The organism is Wolbachia endosymbiont (group A) of Melieria omissa, assembly GCF_964031125.1.
In the GTDB taxonomy this organism is placed as follows: domain Bacteria; phylum Pseudomonadota; class Alphaproteobacteria; order Rickettsiales; family Anaplasmataceae; genus Wolbachia; species Wolbachia pipientis.
This window is the reverse complement of record NZ_OZ035007.1, coordinates 1,198,252-1,217,215: the sequence shown is the minus strand read 5'-3', so window position 1 is coordinate 1,217,215 and position 18,964 is coordinate 1,198,252. Positions and strand designations below refer to the sequence as shown.

The following is an 18,964-nucleotide window of genomic DNA, read 5'->3' as shown; positions in this document are numbered from 1 at the left end:
ATTCCAAGCTTTTACTTTTAAAACGCCGCTTTTGTTTAAATTGTTCTCACAACAGTACGTACTTTTTTATGCTTTTGAGACACAAACAGTAAACAAAAGAATTTGCTTCCACACTGGTTGCCATGGTATTTCTATAGAATATCTAATTTGCTAATAGCTCAAGATTAACCGTATGCAAAACTCTTGAGAAAAGAAAACGCACTAATTATAAGCTGTGGACCTTTTACTATTACAATAAGAGCAAATAATATTCCACACAAGGATACCAACACTCCAAGTATCGAGACAAGCCCGTCTTTATTCATAATACCAAGTGAAATAAGAGTCGTACCGATTGCTGGAATGAAGTGAGTCAACGGAAGCGGATTGGCTATCACCAATACGCAAACCAGCATTATAAATGCCAAAATCTTTTCACCTGGCCCACAGAAGATAAAAGACATTCTCGGTTTCATGAACTTTTCTATTTTTTTTAATGCAGGTAAAGTTTTTTTAACCACAAGGGCTAATGTTGAACGTTTAAAGGATTTCCTTTCCAACCAACGTGGCATCCAGGGAGAATGAAACCCAAGCAGAAGTTGTAATGAAAACAAGATTAAAGGTATAGAAAGAATAGTTGTATAACCAGGTGGAACCGGTATAGGCACCGATAGCGGCAAGGAGAAGATGATTATTAAAATACCAAAACCACGTTCTTGTAAAGCTGTTTTAATGTCAAACAATGTCACTTTATCACTATCAGCAGTACCAGTACCTGCAACCTCTTTTAGAATATCAGATGCTAATTTTTTATCTTCAGTCAAATTCTTACCCCTTTTCACAATTACCTTTTAACCAAACGACCCAATAATTAGCATAATCACTACTATAACACAACATCTATTCTTGATTTAACTGATTCATTCCTCTTTGAATTTCATACTTATGGTCTTATCTGTTTCGATACAAATTTTCGTTATTAGAAGATAAATGAGGTATATTATGAATTTGCTTAAACTCTTCAATTATAGGCAAAAAGGCCCTTTATACTGTACTAATAATGGTATTAGCTACGTGCTTTAACGTTATTATAATATTTTGCATATAAACCTATTTTATAAAAATTCACAATATGAATTAGTAAATAAATTATGTTTAAATCAGTTGCGTATATAGTAAATATAATGCATTGTGTGCCTTTGTTAATAGAAAGGTATAAGTATGCCTAGTTCAAGGCAGGTAGTACAATATAACTCATTTGATAGTAATAACCTTGAAGACACTACTTTGCCTTGCGTATTTAAAGATTTTACGATTACTTCTGAAGAGATATTTGAGATTGGTAGTGAGGGTAACCAAGTAATAGATAATTCAGATGGTGAAATAGAAAGGCTGCAACAAGAAAACTTTGATCTCAAGAAAAATGAAAAGCTCTTGGAATGCTATAAAGGTATAGCGGAAGAGTATGATCAAGAAGTGAGTGAGCTCAGCAAGAAAAATCAGATCCTAGAAAAGAAAATTAAAGAGCTTGAAGCTCAATTACAAAGAAAAACAAGAGAATTAACTAAAAATGGCCAAGAAATTGAACAGCTAAAACAAGAAATAGAAAAAGTATTATTGGACGTGAAGAATAAAAATGACATAATAGGGAACTTGGACAGCAAATTAGAAGATATGAAGAGTGAAATACAGATGATAGACAAAAAAAATGAAGAGTTACAGCAAAGGTTAAATTTGGTTGAATCTAACTCAAGTAGACTAAGAAAAGAAAGTGTAGTGCTGGTAGACAGTATAGAGGATTTGAAGAGTAATTATGAAAACCAGATATTAGAAAAAGATAAGGAACTTAATGATGTAATAGGCCAGCTCTATGTTTATTTATCAGAGCGTGAAGAACTGTTTGCAGAATTTAGTTCATTGCAGAATGAAAATGAGAGTTTAAAACAGAAAAACTTCTATATTAGTAATGAAGTGTCTCTTGAAGATGAATTAAACAAAGAAAACGTAAGAAAAGAAATAGTAAGACCTCAGTCTACAACAAAAGTGGAAATGAGGCGTATCAATGATAATGATGACCAGGAATCAATATGGCTATATAGAGAAGCAGAAGATTATCAAACAGGTGAAGATAAAAAACCTAAAAATACTAACTACGACATTGGAGTATGGAATGAAGATGACGATGAAAGTAGCGATGATCAAAAATCAACCTGGCTGTACGAAAAAGTAGAAAACAATCAAGATTATCGAACAAGTGAAGACAAAAACCTTGAAAACACTGATTACGATATTGAAGTATGGAATAAAGATGACGATGAAAGTAGCAATGATCAGGAATCAACTAGTGAAAGTGACTATAATGTTAGCTATTGCTTTGATTATGATGAAATTGTTGGTAGGACCTACGGTCAACTAGTCTACAATGCAAACATAATACGTAAAAAAGATTCTTTTTCCTTAGCAAAAGTAAAATTAAGAGAAAGAGAAAGAGAAAAATATGAAAGTATTTGGCAAAAAATAGATAATATTCATGATGAATTGGATGCTTTGGGTAACTATGGTAATGAAGAGGATTATGAAGAGTGCAATAAAAGACTTGATAAAATTGTAAGCGAGGCGCTGAAACAAAGAGTAATGTTCACTCTTCCGTATAAAGCTAATATATCTTTAGTGGATCGCATAATTGATACATTGCAAAAGCTATATTTTTCTTACGATACTACCCGAATTTATGGATTTTTAGATGAGAAAAAGATATTGCAAATAGTATCAAGAGGTGCGTCTTTAAATAGATTTAGCGATGAAGAACATGGCGATTTCGTGAACATAATTTGCTCAGATAGATACGCTCTAGATCAACGAGAAAAAATACTTTTAGAACTTAAGGACTTGGTGTACAAAAGTATCGTAGACGTAAGTGTAAAAACTGATGATCATGATTTTGAGTTAGAGATGGACAATGGACACTTTTGTATAAAATATCCAAAAGATAGTGTTGTCGAAGTTGCAAGAATATTCAACAATAAAAAAGCTAAAAATTTAGGTCTGGAAATTGGTATGCTTCAAGTTGGAGAAAGTATAGTTAGAGTTGAAAATGAAGAAGGAGTTAGGAATTACACCGACATTTCGGAGGGTAGAATTGAAATGTCTTTTACTACTTACTTTGGGAAGGTCAGTGTTTATTTATCTCCTAGTGATAGAGATAATAATAAAATAGAAGTAAAGCTCGCCAACGAAGAAAGCATAGCACGTTTTAGTAAGTTGGAGGATAAATCAAGTTTAGGGGGGAGCTGTCTTTTAGGAGGAAAAAATGTTTCTATAGGCATAGAAGATGGTTATTTTGAAATAAACAGTGACGTTTCTGAAGAGTTAGCTAAAACTATGAAACAGTCAGATTGTACAATAGAAAAATCATATGTTCCATCTAGCTTTATGAAAGAAGCTTATTGCAATCAGTGAGTAAATGAAAGGGGAATTTAAAAATCAGGCTCAAATATTTCAAAAATAACCATTCAAAGCAGCATTTTTTATACAACTTCGTTTTCAATCTATCTGGAAAGAAGATATCAAGTATTCAAAGTCCAATTCGACAAATCCATAGTCCATTCTTCCTCTAGCTTTTTTATCACTAATCCAAAATTTAGGTATAATACCAAATATCATAAATAAGTAGGCAAATAACTCACAGAACAAATAGTTTTGATCGAACTTTCCGTAATATTACGAATGAATGCACATATAGTATCCTCCAATAAACTAACAGAGTCATATATTCTATTTTTAATGAGATTGTCTTTCAAATCATACGCGTCAAGTTAAGGAAATAAAGGTATGAAAGAGATAGAATAATAAGGTATAAGTTCTCCCAGATATACTTTTAGTGAGAGAACCAATGAATAAAATAACTTGCTTATCAAAAAAGCTCAAAGAATTTTTTAATGAAAAAGCAGAGAAAATCTCAATTACAACAAGGTTTATAAAAAGAAAGAGAAAGCTAAAAGGTTCATCATTCGTAAAAGCCATGGTCTTGGGTAATATAGGAGTTGATAATTGTAGCGTAGAAACAATGTGTCAATTACTAAACGAGGACTCGATAGATATAACAAAACAAGGTTTGGATTTTAGATTTACTGAAGAAGCAGTGGAATTTATGAAAAGGATGTATAATGAATCTGTGATTCTCTTTAAAAATATCTTGCAAGTTGATTGCAAAATCTTACAGCAATTTAATAGTGTTAAATTATTGGACAGTAGCTATATTACTCTACCTAACAGTATGGAAGAGATGTATAAAGGTTATGGTACTAGCTACAGTGGCTATGAAAGCAATACTAAGTCTGGAATAAAGTTACAATTAGTTTTCGACTACATGAATCAGATAATAGACCAACTTAATTTAACGGAGGGGGTAAGATCAGACCAGGGATATAGGAAACATTTAAGTAATATATTAAGCAATGATTTGCTAATATCTGATCTCGGTTATTTTGTGCCAAGTTCTTTTAAACAAATCAATGAAATAGGAGCTTATTTCATAAGTCGTTATAAATCCGATACCAACATATATGATGTAGAAACAAATCAAAAAATGGAGTTATTAGAATGTTTAGAGGATAAGTTATTTTTAGAAAACGAGGTATTGTTAGGAAAAGAAGCAAAAATTAGAGTAAGAATTATATGTCAGAAACTAACTGAAGAACAGTCTATGGCCAGAAGAAGGAAAGCTAATAGATTAGCAAGATCGCAGGGATATACATCCTCTAAAAGAAATCAAAAATTGTTGAACTGGTCAATATTTATAACTAATGTTCCAGAAAATAAAATTAGTGCTGAGCAAGTATTAACGATTTACAGAGTAAGGTGGCAAATTGAGTTATTATTTAAATTGTATAAAAGCCATATCAGGCTTGATAAGCTAAAAGGAAAGCCATGCAGAGTATTATGTGAACTATATGCTAAATTGTGCGCAATTCTTATATTTCACGGCATAGTTGGTTGCACAGAAGTGAAAAAGAATACAGAACTTAGCTTAACAAAGGCATTTATTGAGCTAAAAAGGCGGGTTAGAGAGTTATTTTTAGTATTAACCAAAATTAATAGTTTAAAAGCATTTCTTAAAAAACTCACTATAACTTGGTCGCGATTTTCATTAAAAGACAAACGTAGAAGGGCTAGAGTATCCACTTTAACCTCTCTAAATTTGCTCACAATCTCTTAACTTGACGCGTATGGTTCAATGAAGTCCCTGTGCGCTAGTGTTGCGTGGCCCGCATGGATACTGGGAAATCAGCCAACTGCAAGAATAATAGTTGCAAGCTACTCTCGGCTGCTTAGCGAAAAGCACTCGCTCGATACAAGATGCATAATGCAGTCTAGTTGGTATAGAGAGCTGTTTCCAGAGGTAGAACTATCCAAAGATCAGAATACCAAATACAAATTTCAAACAGTGCAGAGAGGATACAGAATCGCAACGTCAGTTGGAGGGACGTTAACAGGTGAAGGTGGTGATTTCATCATCGTGGATGATCCACTGAGTCCCGCCCAAGCTTTGAGTGAAACGTTTAGAAAGCGTGCTACAAATTGGTTTGACCAGACTTTAGTAGCCAGGCTCAACAATAGAAAAAAAGGAGTAATTGTTCTTGTGATGCATAGGCTACATCAAGAAGATTTAACCGGGCACCTTCTCTCCAAACCGAAAAACATATGGAACCATACTTGTTTACCGATGATATCTGAAAATAAGGAGATTATCTATTCAATCAAAAAGCCAGCGCCTCCTTTTCTTGTTCCTGTCACCCGAGTAACTACAAATGAGTACAAAAGCTGGATTACAGCATCAAGTGCTAGAATGACACCACCCGTAATATTATACTCAAGAGAAGAAGGTCAGTTGCTATATCCCCTCGATGGAGGAAAAGAAGAAGTTGAGATGATAAAGGTTGAACTTGGAAGTTACGCTTTTGCTGCACAATATCAACAAAACCCTCTGCCACTTTCAAGTGGTATAATTAAACGAGAGTGGCTGAAGCGCTATAGAAATTTTTCTGATAGTCTCTCATATGTCACTCAGAGCTGGGACACTGCAGTTTCAACAAGCAGCATGAGCAACTTTAGCGTCTGCACCACCTGGACAAAAGTGGGCAATAAATTCTATTTACTCGATGTATATCGCGCAAAGCTTGAGTATCCAAAGCTTAAAGAGCAAGTTCTGTCACTAGCTGCAAGATGGACACCGCACGCAATTTTAATCGGAGCAAAAACAAGTGGTCAGCAATTGGTGCAAGAGCTAAAGACAAACAGTGATTTACCAATTATCGAAATAGTACCACATGATGACAAACTCACTCGATTTTATCAAATTGTTCCGATTATAGAGTCTGGCAAGGTTTTTCTGCCGCACCAAGCAGTATGGCTGAACGATTTTGAGTATGAGATTTTAATGTTTCCTGAAACTCGACACGATGATCAAGTGGATAGTACCGTGCAATATTTGCAGTGGGTGAGAGATAGTAGCTCTAGGGTCGCAGCTTTACGGGCATTGTGATTTAAGCCTACCAGATCCAAGTAGTCAGCTACTTGCATGACACCCTGACAACCGTCATCCCGCTACGTGTTAGCGGGATCTAGAGATACCGCGAATGAATCGCGGTATGACGGTTCGTGGTGGTATGACAGTTCGTGGCGGTATGACGGTTCGCGGTGGCATGACGATAACTTCGTCATTCCGCTATGTGTTAGCGGCTAAGAGATACCGCGGCGGTATGACGGTCTGCGGCGGAATGACGGTTAAGCAATTCGTCATCCCGCTACATGTTAGCGGGATCTCTTGTTAGCGGATGAGATACCGCGAATGAATCGCGGTATGACGGTTAGGTACGTGTTAGCGGCTAAGAGATACTGCGGCGGTATGACGTAGAGCTCGCGTTAGCTATAAGATTAGCTAAATTCTGCACGTCCATAAAAAACAAACCTTCTTTTTCGTCTTGAACGCTAATAATAGCGTGAGTGTTAAAAGGTAAAGGATCATTTGTATGTCCATGGCCTACCCCTTTCATAGTAAATACAGGAAAGTTAACACTTTTTGCAAACCTTTCTTTTACAACTTCAACAAGGTTATCGTTATAGCAGTTAACGAAATCCCCAAAGATTACTGCATGTACTCCATCAAAGATGTGAGCTTGTTTTAGGTGATCTAAACTGCGCTCTATTGCGTATGGGTAGACTCTTATGTCCTCTAAAAATAGAATTTTACCTTTCGCATTTATTTGCCAAACAGTTCCTATACTGTTTTCAACTAAAGTCATATTACCACCGATGATTTTAGACTCTAATCTGCCATCTTTTAGTCTAATGCCATTATTTATCGTCTTTAGGTTATCAAATCTGATAGAATCCCGCTTGTTAAGAATTAACTCTTTCAATTTTTCAACAGAGCTTTCAGAAACGGAGTTATTTACTATCATTTCCAACATGGTGCCGTGAAGAGTTTGCCAATCATATTTAGCTTGTAGATAGATGTGCAAGGCAGTTATATCGCTATAGCCTATGAGGATCTTTTTGTTTTGAGCAATCCTTTCTTTTTTATCATTGGGTAACTTTTCTAGATAGGGAATTAACCGAGAAGCCCCTTCTCCTCCTCTGATACACCAGATTATTTTACTATCACCGGTTAGTGCACTAATCAAATCATTTGCTCTGAATTCATCAGAGTTGGAATAAAATGGATTATCATTACTATATATTTTCTCCGAAATATGGGGATTAAAATCCAAAGCTTCTACATATTCTTTTATAGTAGTCAGATCTAATTCTTTTCCCTTCGAAGAAGGAGCAATAATATCAACTTGGTCGATTGCATGAATACCTGTGTTAGCACATAAAGTGAGAATGAAATATAAAAGGTAAACAATCATTAAAATATCTTATAAAACTCTTTTTTTAGTATATCATCCAATTCAGAGAGTGGAACTTTCACTCCTAGTTCTTCCATTGACGTGACGCCATAACCTTGCAACCCACAAGGAATAATACCCTTATAGTGAGAGAGGTCTGGAAAGACGTTAAGCGCTATGCCATGATAAGTTACCCATTTTCTTAAACGGATACCAAAAGCTGCAATTTTTTTTTCTACTCCGTTATGGTTTACCCAAATGCCTATTCTATCTTCTCTAAACTCTCCAAGTATATTAAATTGCTTTAAAACATTTATGATCCACTTACTTAGATCTCTAATATATAGCTTTATATCGCATTTGTTTCTTTTTTTAAGGTTTAACATTAAATATATAATGCGCTGTCCTGGACCATGATATGTGTGTTTACCACCCCTTCCTGTTTTATATATGGGAAATAGTTTTTCAACAATATCATCAGCTGTTGCACTGATTCCTGCAGTGTAAAGTGGAGGGTGCTGGAGTAGCCATACTAATTCGTCTGCTGAATTATTGTGAATTTGTTGAATTTTCTCTTCCATAGATTTTACGGCACAGTTATAATCAATAAGCTGATTAGATATTAGCCATTCTGTCATGTTCAATTTCTTTTTTTTTAGTATAGCAGTTCGTTTTTTCCTGTTATTCCAGTGTGTGACACTGAGCGCAGCCTTTCTTATTCCTAATATACTTAATACTAACTTCTGTGCTATTTCTCCTTAACAAACATAGTACATGACAAATGTTTAATTATTTGTCAACACAGGTCCTCTTTACGTATAGGCAACTTTTTTTATTGAAAAATTCAGAAAAATGTTGTATAATTATTAGTAGATTTTAGGTAAAATATATGGCAAACTCAAAATTTAGCATAACTTTCAACAACGAAATTTCAGAGTGTCTTGCTGGACTGGCTAAAATAAGAAATAAGTCCATTAAAGAACTAACAGAGAAGCTAATACAAGAAGCAATTGAAAATGAGGAAGATAAAATACTAATTGAGCGTGCTGCTAAACGTAATGTTTCAGGTGTAAAGAAAATTAGAAGTGAGGATGTAGACTGGAATACAATATTATCTTCATAGAAAGCGTTCTTGAGAAAGACCTTCCAGCTCTTGCAAAAACAATAAGATTAAGGATCATAAATGCGATAAATAAGCGCCTTACAGTTGATCCAATTAACCTTGGTGAGCCATTATATTACAGATTTAAAGGACAAAGAAGATTAAGGGTAGGTGATTATCGCGTTATCTATTCCGTAAATATTATAAAATATGAAGTGGTTATCACAGAGATAGGACACAGAAAAGATATTTATAAGTAAGTACATCATATAAATATTAAATATATTTTTACTCCTTCCTGATTCATTTTCTACCTTAGGTGGCTTCGCTCAGCTCAAAAAAAAAGCTCATTCTTTTTGCTACCCCTTATTGTGCCTGCCATTTAACTACTGTGTAGAGATTGCTCTCAAACATAATGTTCGTACGTTAGTATATCCTTCCTGTGACACCAATTGATATAATTCTACCACAAATTCAATTTTTTAGGAGGCATATATGAATCTCAATATTTTTCAAAGAAAAAAAAGCGCAGTATTTACTAAATATTCTGCTTTGCAGCTAATGATGGAGCCAAGTTGGAGTAAGCGTGATTATGTAAGTTTTGCTGAGGAAGGTTACATAAAAAATGTTATTGCCTTTCGAGCAATTAATATGATTGCAAGTGCTGCATCTTCGGTACCTTTTACTCTCTGCCAGCTTACTGAACAGGGAAAATCGCAATTAAAAGCCCATCCATTACTGAAATTACTTTATTCTCCTAATCCAATGACATCAAAATCGGAATTTATTGAGGGGATTGTAACTTATCGGTTAGTTAACGGCAATTCTTATATATTGATGATTGAGTCACAGAATAGTAGAAAACCACCAACAGAGCTTTATCTTCTGCGCCCAGATAGGGTTGAAATTGTTCCAGGGAGAAATAACGTTCCTTATATCTATCGTTATACCATAAATAACAACAGTTATGACTTTAAAGTTGATAAACTAACTGGATGTTCAGCAGTGTTGCACTTAAAGACCTTTAATCCTTTGAATGATTGGTATGGGTTATCACCAATTGAGGCAGCTGCATATAGCATAGATCAACATAATCAGGCGGGTGCTTGGAATCAAGCGATGTTGCAAAATGGGGCAAGACCAAGTGGTGCAATAGTTGTAAAATCAGCAAAAGATGGAAGTGGTGGAAGTTTAAGTCAAGAGCAGTACCAACGCTTAAAGGTGCAGATAAATGATCATTATTCAGGTTCTATAAACGCTGGGAGAACGATATTGCTTGAAGGAGGCTTGGAGTGGAAGGAGATGAGTCTTTCGCCGAGGGATATGGATTTCATTGAGTCCAAACACAGTTCAGCTCGTGATATTGCCCTGGCTTTTGGCGTTCCGCCGCAGTTGCTTGGCATACCAGGTGATAACACTTATAGTAATTTAGTCGAAGCACGCTTATCCCTCTGGGAGCAGACGGTTTTACCAACCATACGCGTCAAGTTAAGGAAATAAAGGTATGAAAGAGATAGAATAATAAGGTATAAGTTCTCCCAGATATACTTTTAGTGAGAGAACCAATGAATAAAATAACTTGCTTATCAAAAAAGCTCAAAGAATTTTTTAATGAAAAAGCAGAGAAAATCTCAATTACAACAAGGTTTATAAAAAGAAAGAGAAAGCTAAAAGGTTCATCATTCGTAAAAGCCATGGTCTTGGGTAATATAGGAGTTGATAATTGTAGCGTAGAAACAATGTGTCAATTACTAAACGAGGACTCGATAGATATAACAAAACAAGGTTTGGATTTTAGATTTACTGAAGAAGCAGTGGAATTTATGAAAAGGATGTATAATGAATCTGTGATTCTCTTTAAAAATATCTTGCAAGTTGATTGCAAAATCTTACAGCAATTTAATAGTGTTAAATTATTGGACAGTAGCTATATTACTCTACCTAACAGTATGGAAGAGATGTATAAAGGTTATGGTACTAGCTACAGTGGCTATGAAAGCAATACTAAGTCTGGAATAAAGTTACAATTAGTTTTCGACTACATGAATCAGATAATAGACCAACTTAATTTAACGGAGGGGGTAAGATCAGACCAGGGATATAGGAAACATTTAAGTAATATATTAAGCAATGATTTGCTAATATCTGATCTCGGTTATTTTGTGCCAAGTTCTTTTAAACAAATCAATGAAATAGGAGCTTATTTCATAAGTCGTTATAAATCCGATACCAACATATATGATGTAGAAACAAATCAAAAAATGGAGTTATTAGAATGTTTAGAGGATAAGTTATTTTTAGAAAACGAGGTATTGTTAGGAAAAGAAGCAAAAATTAGAGTAAGAATTATATGTCAGAAACTAACTGAAGAACAGTCTATGGCCAGAAGAAGGAAAGCTAATAGATTAGCAAGATCGCAGGGATATACATCCTCTAAAAGAAATCAAAAATTGTTGAACTGGTCAATATTTATAACTAATGTTCCAGAAAATAAAATTAGTGCTGAGCAAGTATTAACGATTTACAGAGTAAGGTGGCAAATTGAGTTATTATTTAAATTGTATAAAAGCCATATCAGGCTTGATAAGCTAAAAGGAAAGCCATGCAGAGTATTATGTGAACTATATGCTAAATTGTGCGCAATTCTTATATTTCACGGCATAGTTGGTTGCACAGAAGTGAAAAAGAATACAGAACTTAGCTTAACAAAGGCATTTATTGAGCTAAAAAGGCGGGTTAGAGAGTTATTTTTAGTATTAACCAAAATTAATAGTTTAAAAGCATTTCTTAAAAAACTCACTATAACTTGGTCGCGATTTTCATTAAAAGACAAACGTAGAAGGGCTAGAGTATCCACTTTAACCTCTCTAAATTTGCTCACAATCTCTTAACTTGACGCGTATGGTTTTACCAACGCTAGAAAATATTATCTGTCACCTGAATTCTTGGCTAACACCAAAATTTGGTGAAGATCTGTGCTTGTCGTATGACAAAGATGCAATAGAAATTCTCATGGAAAAAAGACAAAAGTTGTGGAAATACGTAGAAAACGCAAGCTTCATGACGCTCAACGAAAAGAGAGAAGCATTTGGCTTGCCACCACTGCCAGGTGGTGATGAGTTAGGTTAAGTTTGTATCCGTTCAGATGAGTTCATTGTCCCCTAAACCGTACGCCTAAGTAAATCAACTATTTTTCTTGCCAACCAGAGCGGTGAAGATTTGGTCTACATCAAAACTCATCTTAGGACGCCAAATAGGGCCATCCAAATGCATATCGATATAGATTGGATTACTATAACCTGGTGATATGAAAAAGAACCTGAATATAGAATTTAAAGTGAAGTTAGATAAGGTTAAATTAGAAGAGATTGATCCTGATGCTTGATCAATCCCGAACTGTAAACTAGTTGAACATATACCACTCTTAATACTTGCTTTTCCGCTAATATTTTCAAAAAATGTTTTACCATTATATATATCAATATAAGCAAGTGTGGAAATTTCAGACTTATTCTTACTGCTTAACAAATTAGTGATAAATGAATTAAAATCCACATTAGTAAATTCTATTCCCTGTGCTTGTAAATTTATATCTCCTGATAAGTTACTAGCCCAATCATGAAAACTTTTTCCTTGAGTTTTGATTTCACCATTTAAGCTTACCTGACCATTTACATTGTCAATTCCTATAACCTTACCAATCTTTTTAGTGTCCAAATTTACAATAGAAAACCTTGTATTTATTGAGTCTGATCTTAAATAACCCTGAAAAAACACTTGCCCGCGTTCTAATACGTAACTTGCCTGCCTGATAGTGATAGTGTTGTTTCTCATTACCGCATCCAAATTAAAATCTTTCAAAACATTATGCTCGGTTTTAAATTCTGCAGTATTGATTTGCACATTTGCATCAAAGCCTTCTTTGTCATCCAAAAAATCAAGCTGCTTTGTTGACCATTGAATTTGATCTATCTCATTTCTTGAATTTCTTTTCGTCTCTACTAAATTTGGTAATGTAATAATTTTTCCATTAAATTTACTGCCCGTAAGGTTAACATCTAATAAAGGTTTGGCGTATTTTTGATCTGCTAATATTTTTGCATTACCGGTAATATCGAAATCTTCTCCAGATAGTTTTATTTTATCTGCAACTAGCTTACCTTTTTCCATTTTCAGCAAAAAATCCAAATTTTTAATTTTCGTATCATTCAATGTAAGGTTATTAACACGGGCCTTTATATTTGCATCATACTGAAAATTTTTCAGCCATTGCATTTTAGGTAAACTGCTAAATAATGAATGATCATATTTATCTGCATCAAGATTATGCATGCTAAATTCACCATTGACCACATTGTGTTTTTTTGTATGGCTTACTCTAATTGACCCTTGCAAGGATTCCTTATTATTTAGCAGTCTAATGTCTGAGATAGATAATATTCTTGGTGCAAGGTGCAGTTTAGAACTTAGTGTAAATTGATTTTTCTGGTTTTCTTTCATCTTTATAGAAGGGAAAAAACATGAAATGAATGACCCAAAATCATTTCCTTCGACTAATAAATCGCCGTTGAATTCAGATAGGACATTATTGTTTGAGATCTCTCCTGATAAGTAAGATATATTATTGATTCCAGGAAATTTAAGAAGCGTATTAACTTTTACTTTGCCATCAGTGGATTTTAGTACAGCACGGAAATTGTCCAATATTTTGTTTTGATATTGAATGTTAGAAGCTTCCATATTAAAATTTAAGCTCAAGTTCTTTGGCACAACTGCTCTAAAACATTCCAGAAGATCCTTCATATTCATTGTTCTTTGTGAATCATTTTGTATGGAATCTAAATCAACTTTACTGAAGCTAATATTGAAATTAGTGTGATTGCCTTTTCTATCATTTTGTATTGTACCGCTGGCTTGCATGCTTTTGGAATCAATTTTTAAGTCAGTTGCCGTAAACTCACTTTCATTAAGACTTATATTGGATGATATCTTGATATTTTCGCTAGGAATAACACAAGAGAGAAAGCTAAGATTAATGATTTTTGCTAAATCACTCACAGAACCGGAACTGTTATTAATTGTTAATGTTAAATTACCCTGGAGTTCTTCTTGATTTCTATTACCTGTAAATAGCAAATTTACAAAATTTGATTCAACACTAATGTGTACATTCCTTTTTGTGATATTAACCTTTCCTGAAAAATCGTAATTATTATCACCTACCTTTACTTTACCAAAAAACTGCTTATTTTTTTTTACAGCAACTTCCTTTATGTTAACAATATCAGCGAAATCATTCTTGAAACTTACTTGGCTGTCTTTTATTACTATATTGACTGTGTTACCACTGGCGTTTGTATTTATAATATTAAGTAAATTTTCTTTGTTGCTTTTCATGCCAAACAATGTGATTGACTTTGGTTGCAACGAAAATAAAAACAACGATAGGAACGATGGCCTTATTTCAATTTTTCTTACACTAATTAAATCTGACAACTTTTGCTCTTTATTTTCGTTGTATTGTACGTATACATTATAAATAGTGAGCTTTGGGGTAATCAACGAAACTTTAATTTTTCCCCCAATATGCACTTTAGCATCATACGTCTTCTCTAACTCTTTTATGATATATTTCCTGTAGCCACTCCAATCCTTAAAAGTTGCAGCAACATGCATGAGAATTAATAGCAGTGAGATTGATAATATAGCATATAAAGAAAGTCTCATAATTTACACATGCTTAAAGTTTCCCTTAAATATTAAATAGAGAATACCAAAATAAACAATAACACTCAAAGCTATTAAAGTCGTTAAATAAACAATACGAGCCAACATTTTATCAAAAAATAATCCTGCCAACAAAGAATTAAAAATATAAAGGGCTATTGACATGACTGCCGTTGCTACAAAAATTTTCATGACATTTAACAATAACGCTTGGCTAACCTTATACATTTTATTTATTGTTAAATAACTAATTAATAGAATAGAGTTTATCCAAGTGGAAACGGAAGTAGCAATAGCAATCCCCGTATGCTGATACTCGTTCATTAACAAAAGGTTTAGCACTACATTAATTCCAAGACACATTAGCGAAAATATGGTTGGTATTTTCAGATTGCCTTTAGCAAAAAATGTAGGTAGCAATACTTTATTTATAATAAATGCAGGTAAAGAAAGAGAAAATGCTATTAAAGTGGGAACAGTTTGCTGCACTGCATAATGATCAAACCGGCCGTAAGAAAAAAGCGTAAGTAAAATTATGTCGGGAATAATGATAAAGGCAGCAGTTGTTGGCATAATTAACATTAATCCTATGTTGAGAGCCTTGTTCTGTATTTTGACTATATTTTCAGTATTATCCACCTGTTTTGAAATTAAAGGAAGAAGCACTGTACCAATTGCAGTACCGATTATTCCCTGCGGTAGTTGATTTAGTCTATCGGCATAATATATATAGGACACCGCATTTGGTATAAAACTCGCCATGATTGTATCAATCCATAAGCTTATTTGAGTTACACAATTGTTGATAATTGCAGGTACCACACGCTTAAAAAACAACCTTACTTCATTGCTTAATTCAAGGCTAAAAGAAAAAGCTGCCTTTAACTTGTATGCACTAAATAGTATCAAAAGTAGCTGGAAAATTCCTCCTATAAGGACAGCTATAGAAAGGTTGTGCGCTGGAGTTTTTACGTAAGGCACAAACAAACTGATGATTAAACAGAGATTCAAAACGATTGGTGCAATAGCTGTTGAAGCAAAATGCTGCTTTACTTGCAGCATTCCACCAATAAGTGATGCAATTGAAACAAAGATTATGTAGGGCATCATAATTCTTGATAAAGTAACAGTAAGGGTAAACTTACTTTGGTCAAATCCAGGAGCAAAAATTTGAATCATATAAGGGGAGAAAGTTTGCATGATAAGGCAAAAAATTACTAAGATGATAAACGTAATGGATATTACACTACTTGCAAAATTAAATGCCTTTTTATTATCATATGATTCTGTCGAATATAACGGTATGAATGAGGTAGTGAACGCTCCTTCTGCAAAAAATGCTCGAAATAGATTGGCAAAGCGAAACGAAGAAAAAAATATGTCTGCAAGAGAGTTTGCACCAATAACCGTAGCAATCAATACATCTCTTATTAACCCTGAGATCCTTGAAATAGCCGTAAAAAAACTAAATGTGAAAATACTTTTAAACATACCACTACTTCATTAGTGTCAATACAATTAACTATAATGGTAAAAGTATCAATGAAAATATTTATTGGCTAAACTTAAAACCCTCTGCAAAAGGAGAGTTAAATAATCAATTGACTATTTGCGCTCTTATGTTAGAAATTTTATACCTTGGCGGGCGTAGCTCAGTTGGTAGAGCGTCAGTTTGTGGTACTGAATGTCGCCAGTTCGATCCTGGTCGCTCGCCCCACTAAAGTTTTCTACTTTACAGAAATATGAACAAATGGTAATATATCAATTTATTATGGAGGTTGTATGGATAAAGGAGATTTAATACTTTTAGGTGCAGTATCAGTAATAGGAGCATTGACAGTTTTGGGATTGAGTTTTACAGCTTTGTCACCTTTGGTTATAGGTGGAATTGTTGCTGCCGTTCCTTCAATATTATTCGCTGCATATTTGATATACAATGATGTAAAAATAGGAGAATTCTCCAAAACAGATCTTTTCATGCTTGCTTGTTTCTGCGTTGCAAGTGCTGCAATTGGAGTTGGCCTTGCTGCAGCCGCAACTGCTATTTTTCCTGGCGCAATGCTTGGAATGGGCTCTGCAGCTTTAGCAGGTGCTGTAATAGGAGCCATAGCACCAATTGCAGGGGTCTTTGCAGCCATAGCTACACTATCTGCTGCTGAAAAAGTAAATGAATACATCATCTCTCCTATAGTTGAGTGTTTTTCTTCAAAAAAGCAGGACGTTTAAGCTAACCAAAAAGGTTTCTGTTATTCCAGTGTGCAACATTGGAATAACAAGATTTGACATTAACCGCTAATAGTTAGAATATTAGTAGAGTAAGAATTACTCAAGAAGGCATGCATAAATATGATGTAGTAGTAGTAGGTGGTGGTCATGCAGGGTGCGAAGCTGCTGCTGCTGCAGCTCGCCTTGGTGCAAACGCGCTGCTTATAACTCATAAAATTTCAACTATAGGGGAAATGTCCTGCAATCCAGCAATCGGAGGAGTTGCAAAGGGCGTTGTAGTCAGGGAAGTTGACGCTCTTGATGGAATAATGGGAAGAGCAATCGATCAAGCAAGTATACACTCAGTCATTTTAAATAGCAGCAGAGGTGCGGCGGTGTGGGGACCACGTGCACAGGCAGACCGAAAATTGTACAAGCAAGCAATACAGGAAATTATTCTAAATTATAACAATTTGACGGTAAAAGAAGAGTCGGTTGACGATTTCCTTATAGAGAGTAATAACAATGGAGAATTGTGCATTAAAGCTGTAATAACAAGCTCAGGGGAACATATACTAACAGGTAAAGTTGTTTTAACTACGGGAACTTTCCTGCAAGGTGTAATTCATATAGGAGAGCAGGTAACTCCTTCAGGGAGAATGGGAGATAAGCCTGCAGTAGAACTTGCAAATACGTTGAAGAAATATAATTTTAAATTAGGTAGATTGCGCACCGGAACTCCGCCAAGGCTTGATCGTGGCACTATAAACTGGTCAATATTGCAAGAACAAGTGGGTGATAATCCACCTGTGCCGTTTTCTTATCTCACAGAAAAAATTAACCAACCTCAGGTATCATGCTTTATTACCCATACTAATGAAAACACGCATAAAATAATTAGAGAGAATCTGCACAGGTCAGCTTCTTCGTATTTGGATGATATTATAGCACCAAGATACTGCCCATCCATTGAAACTAAGGTTAAAAAATTCGCAGAAAAAAGTAGTCATCAAATATTTTTAGAACCAGAGGGCTTGAATGATGATACTATATACCCGAACGGAATTTCAAATTCATTGCCTATTGAAGTGCAGTGTGAAATGATAAAGAGTATCAAGGGACTTGAAAATGCAGAAATACTAAGACCTGGATATGCAGTTGAGTATGACTATATTGATCCACGAGAACTAAGCCATACTCTTGAAACTAAGAAAATTAAAGGCCTATATTTTGCTGGCCAAATTAATGGCACTACTGGATATGAAGAAGCAGCAGGGCAAGGAATTATTGCCGGAATTAATGCAGCACTCTCTGCATCTGAAAAAAAAGAAAGCTTTGTTCTTCATCGCACAGACTCATATATCGGCGTAATGATAGATGATCTAGTCACCAAAGGGGTGATCGAACCTTATAGATTATTTACCTCACGTGCAGAATATAGGCTAGCTATCAGGTCAGACAATGCAGATAGAAGATTAACACAAAAAGGTTATGATATTTCCCTTGTTTCGCATGAGAGATACTCTGTTTTACAGAATAAACTTGAATCCATTAAGCAGCTTGAAGAGAAGTTAGGGAGTCTGACGATTACTCCTGAGCAGCTTAGGTCTTATGGTATCAAAATATCTTATGATGGGATAAGAAAAACGGCACTAGATTTACTTAGCTATCCAAACATCGACTGGAATAAATTACAAGAAATATGGCCGGAGTTAAGCAGCATCACGCGCTGGGATGGCACCGCAATGGGTAGCATAACTAAGAATGAAATATGTGAAGCGGTTGAAATTGAAGCAAAATACAAACCTTATCTAATAAGACAAGAAGCGGATATGAAGTTTTTACGAGAGGAAATTAACACTCAAATTCCAATTGATTTTAACTATTCACAAGTTAAAGGCCTGTCAAGTGAAGTAATAGAAAAGTTGCAGACGATAAAACCAGCGACGATTGGCATTGCAAAGCAAATACAAGGCATCACTCCTGCAGCGATAGTGAGCATATTAGTGTATTTGAGAAACAGGAAAACGAAAGTGGCTGCTAATTTTGTATGAGGTGT

General features: G+C 34.7%; 13 protein-coding genes, 1 tRNA gene and 2 pseudogenes. 11 read left to right on the top strand and 5 right to left on the bottom strand.

The genetic code is table 11. The features are described 5' to 3' along the window. Window positions 1–164: 164 nt before the first annotated feature. Window positions 165–821 carry an exopolysaccharide biosynthesis protein gene (locus ACQH2Q_RS05705; RefSeq protein WP_264339068.1) on the bottom strand — a complete coding sequence of 219 codons (657 nt, stop codon included), beginning with the start codon at window positions 819–821 and terminating at the stop codon, window positions 165–167. Between the two features lie 379 nt (window positions 822–1,200). On the opposite strand from ACQH2Q_RS05705, the gene ACQH2Q_RS05700 reads away from it, so the two are divergent. From ACQH2Q_RS05700 to terL, 3 genes and pseudogenes are all read left to right on the top strand, one after another. Further along, window positions 1,201–3,438 carry a hypothetical protein gene (locus ACQH2Q_RS05700; protein ID WP_425383444.1) on the top strand — a complete coding sequence of 746 codons (2,238 nt, stop codon included), beginning with the start codon at window positions 1,201–1,203 and terminating at the stop codon, window positions 3,436–3,438. A 433-nt stretch (window positions 3,439–3,871) separates the two neighbouring features. Next, complete coding sequence (locus ACQH2Q_RS05695) at window positions 3,872–5,197, top strand: IS4 family transposase (RefSeq protein ID WP_264339118.1); 1,326 nt, start codon at window positions 3,872–3,874, stop codon at window positions 5,195–5,197. A gap of 15 nt (window positions 5,198–5,212) precedes the next feature. Beyond that, a pseudogene (gene terL, locus ACQH2Q_RS05690) lies at window positions 5,213–6,523 on the top strand (phage terminase large subunit); the annotation flags it as partial. Window positions 6,524–6,866: 343 nt separating this feature from the next. Here the strand turns inward: terL and ACQH2Q_RS05685 are convergent. Both ACQH2Q_RS05685 and lipB read right to left on the bottom strand, forming a co-directional pair. Then, the gene (locus ACQH2Q_RS05685; protein WP_182309597.1) at window positions 6,867–7,892 is read right to left on the bottom strand and encodes an LD-carboxypeptidase; all 1,026 of its coding nucleotides are present in this window, start codon (window positions 7,890–7,892) and stop codon (window positions 6,867–6,869) included. Then, window positions 7,892–8,509, bottom strand: coding sequence for a lipoyl(octanoyl) transferase LipB (gene lipB / locus ACQH2Q_RS05680; protein ID WP_010081985.1), 618 nt, complete (start codon window positions 8,507–8,509; stop codon window positions 7,892–7,894). The genes ACQH2Q_RS05685 and lipB overlap by 1 nt, the downstream gene beginning before the upstream one ends. A 251-nt stretch (window positions 8,510–8,760) precedes the next feature. On the opposite strand from lipB, the gene ACQH2Q_RS05675 reads away from it, so the two are divergent. From ACQH2Q_RS05675 to ACQH2Q_RS05655, 5 genes and pseudogenes are all read left to right on the top strand, one after another. Next, window positions 8,761–8,994, top strand: coding sequence for a DUF6290 family protein (locus tag ACQH2Q_RS05675; RefSeq protein ID WP_010081986.1), 234 nt, complete (start codon window positions 8,761–8,763; stop codon window positions 8,992–8,994). After that, entirely contained in the window at window positions 8,970–9,233 is a 264-nt protein-coding gene (locus ACQH2Q_RS05670) for a type II toxin-antitoxin system RelE family toxin (protein WP_425383623.1), read from the top strand. The genes ACQH2Q_RS05675 and ACQH2Q_RS05670 overlap by 25 nt, the downstream gene beginning before the upstream one ends. Window positions 9,234–9,468: 235 nt before the next feature. Next, complete coding sequence (locus tag ACQH2Q_RS05665) at window positions 9,469–10,473, top strand: phage portal protein (protein WP_425383443.1); 1,005 nt, start codon at window positions 9,469–9,471, stop codon at window positions 10,471–10,473. A 65-nt stretch (window positions 10,474–10,538) separates the two neighbouring features. After that, window positions 10,539–11,864 (top strand): IS4 family transposase, encoded by a 1,326-nt coding sequence (locus tag ACQH2Q_RS05660; RefSeq protein ID WP_264339118.1) that lies wholly within the window; start codon window positions 10,539–10,541, stop codon window positions 11,862–11,864. Between the two features lie 13 nt (window positions 11,865–11,877). After that, window positions 11,878–12,102 (top strand): annotated as a pseudogene (locus ACQH2Q_RS05655) (phage portal protein); the annotation flags it as partial. Between the two features lie 54 nt (window positions 12,103–12,156). Here the strand turns inward: ACQH2Q_RS05655 and ACQH2Q_RS05650 are convergent. Together ACQH2Q_RS05650 and murJ are read right to left on the bottom strand one after the other, a co-directional pair. Beyond that, entirely contained in the window at window positions 12,157–14,700 is a 2,544-nt protein-coding gene (locus tag ACQH2Q_RS05650; RefSeq protein WP_338481766.1) for an AsmA-like C-terminal region-containing protein, read from the bottom strand. A gap of 3 nt (window positions 14,701–14,703) precedes the next feature. After that, a complete protein-coding gene (murJ, locus tag ACQH2Q_RS05645; protein WP_264339609.1) occupies window positions 14,704–16,191 on the bottom strand; it encodes a murein biosynthesis integral membrane protein MurJ in 1,488 nt (495 codons plus the stop codon). A 150-nt stretch (window positions 16,192–16,341) separates the two neighbouring features. Here murJ and ACQH2Q_RS05640 point away from each other — a divergent pair. The 3 genes from ACQH2Q_RS05640 to mnmG all read left to right on the top strand — a co-directional run bounded on the left by ACQH2Q_RS05640 (window position 16,342) and on the right by mnmG (window position 18,959). Beyond that, a tRNA-His gene (locus ACQH2Q_RS05640) sits at window positions 16,342–16,417 on the top strand. 65 nt (window positions 16,418–16,482) lie between these two features. Then, window positions 16,483–16,926 (top strand): hypothetical protein, encoded by a 444-nt coding sequence (locus ACQH2Q_RS05635; RefSeq protein WP_425383442.1) that lies wholly within the window; start codon window positions 16,483–16,485, stop codon window positions 16,924–16,926. A gap of 110 nt (window positions 16,927–17,036) precedes the next feature. After that, a complete protein-coding gene (gene mnmG / locus ACQH2Q_RS05630; protein WP_425383441.1) occupies window positions 17,037–18,959 on the top strand; it encodes a tRNA uridine-5-carboxymethylaminomethyl(34) synthesis enzyme MnmG in 1,923 nt (640 codons plus the stop codon). The last annotated feature ends 5 nt before the right edge of the window (window positions 18,960–18,964 follow it).

Coding starts and splice junctions, on each gene's coding strand:
- ACQH2Q_RS05675 (WP_010081986.1), top strand. CDS start 8,761: ATGGCAAACTCAAAATTTAGCATAACTTTCAACAACGAAATTTCAGAG.
- murJ (WP_264339609.1), bottom strand. CDS start 16,191: ATGTTTAAAAGTATTTTCACATTTAGTTTTTTTACGGCTATTTCAAGG.
- ACQH2Q_RS05635 (WP_425383442.1), top strand. CDS start 16,483: ATGGATAAAGGAGATTTAATACTTTTAGGTGCAGTATCAGTAATAGGA.
- mnmG (WP_425383441.1), top strand. CDS start 17,037: ATGCATAAATATGATGTAGTAGTAGTAGGTGGTGGTCATGCAGGGTGC.
- ACQH2Q_RS05700 (WP_425383444.1), top strand. CDS start 1,201: ATGCCTAGTTCAAGGCAGGTAGTACAATATAACTCATTTGATAGTAAT.
- ACQH2Q_RS05695 (WP_264339118.1), top strand. CDS start 3,872: ATGAATAAAATAACTTGCTTATCAAAAAAGCTCAAAGAATTTTTTAAT.
- lipB (WP_010081985.1), bottom strand. CDS start 8,509: ATGACAGAATGGCTAATATCTAATCAGCTTATTGATTATAACTGTGCC.
- ACQH2Q_RS05650 (WP_338481766.1), bottom strand. CDS start 14,700: ATGAGACTTTCTTTATATGCTATATTATCAATCTCACTGCTATTAATT.
- ACQH2Q_RS05665 (WP_425383443.1), top strand. CDS start 9,469: ATGAATCTCAATATTTTTCAAAGAAAAAAAAGCGCAGTATTTACTAAA.
- ACQH2Q_RS05685 (WP_182309597.1), bottom strand. CDS start 7,892: ATGATTGTTTACCTTTTATATTTCATTCTCACTTTATGTGCTAACACA.
- ACQH2Q_RS05660 (WP_264339118.1), top strand. CDS start 10,539: ATGAATAAAATAACTTGCTTATCAAAAAAGCTCAAAGAATTTTTTAAT.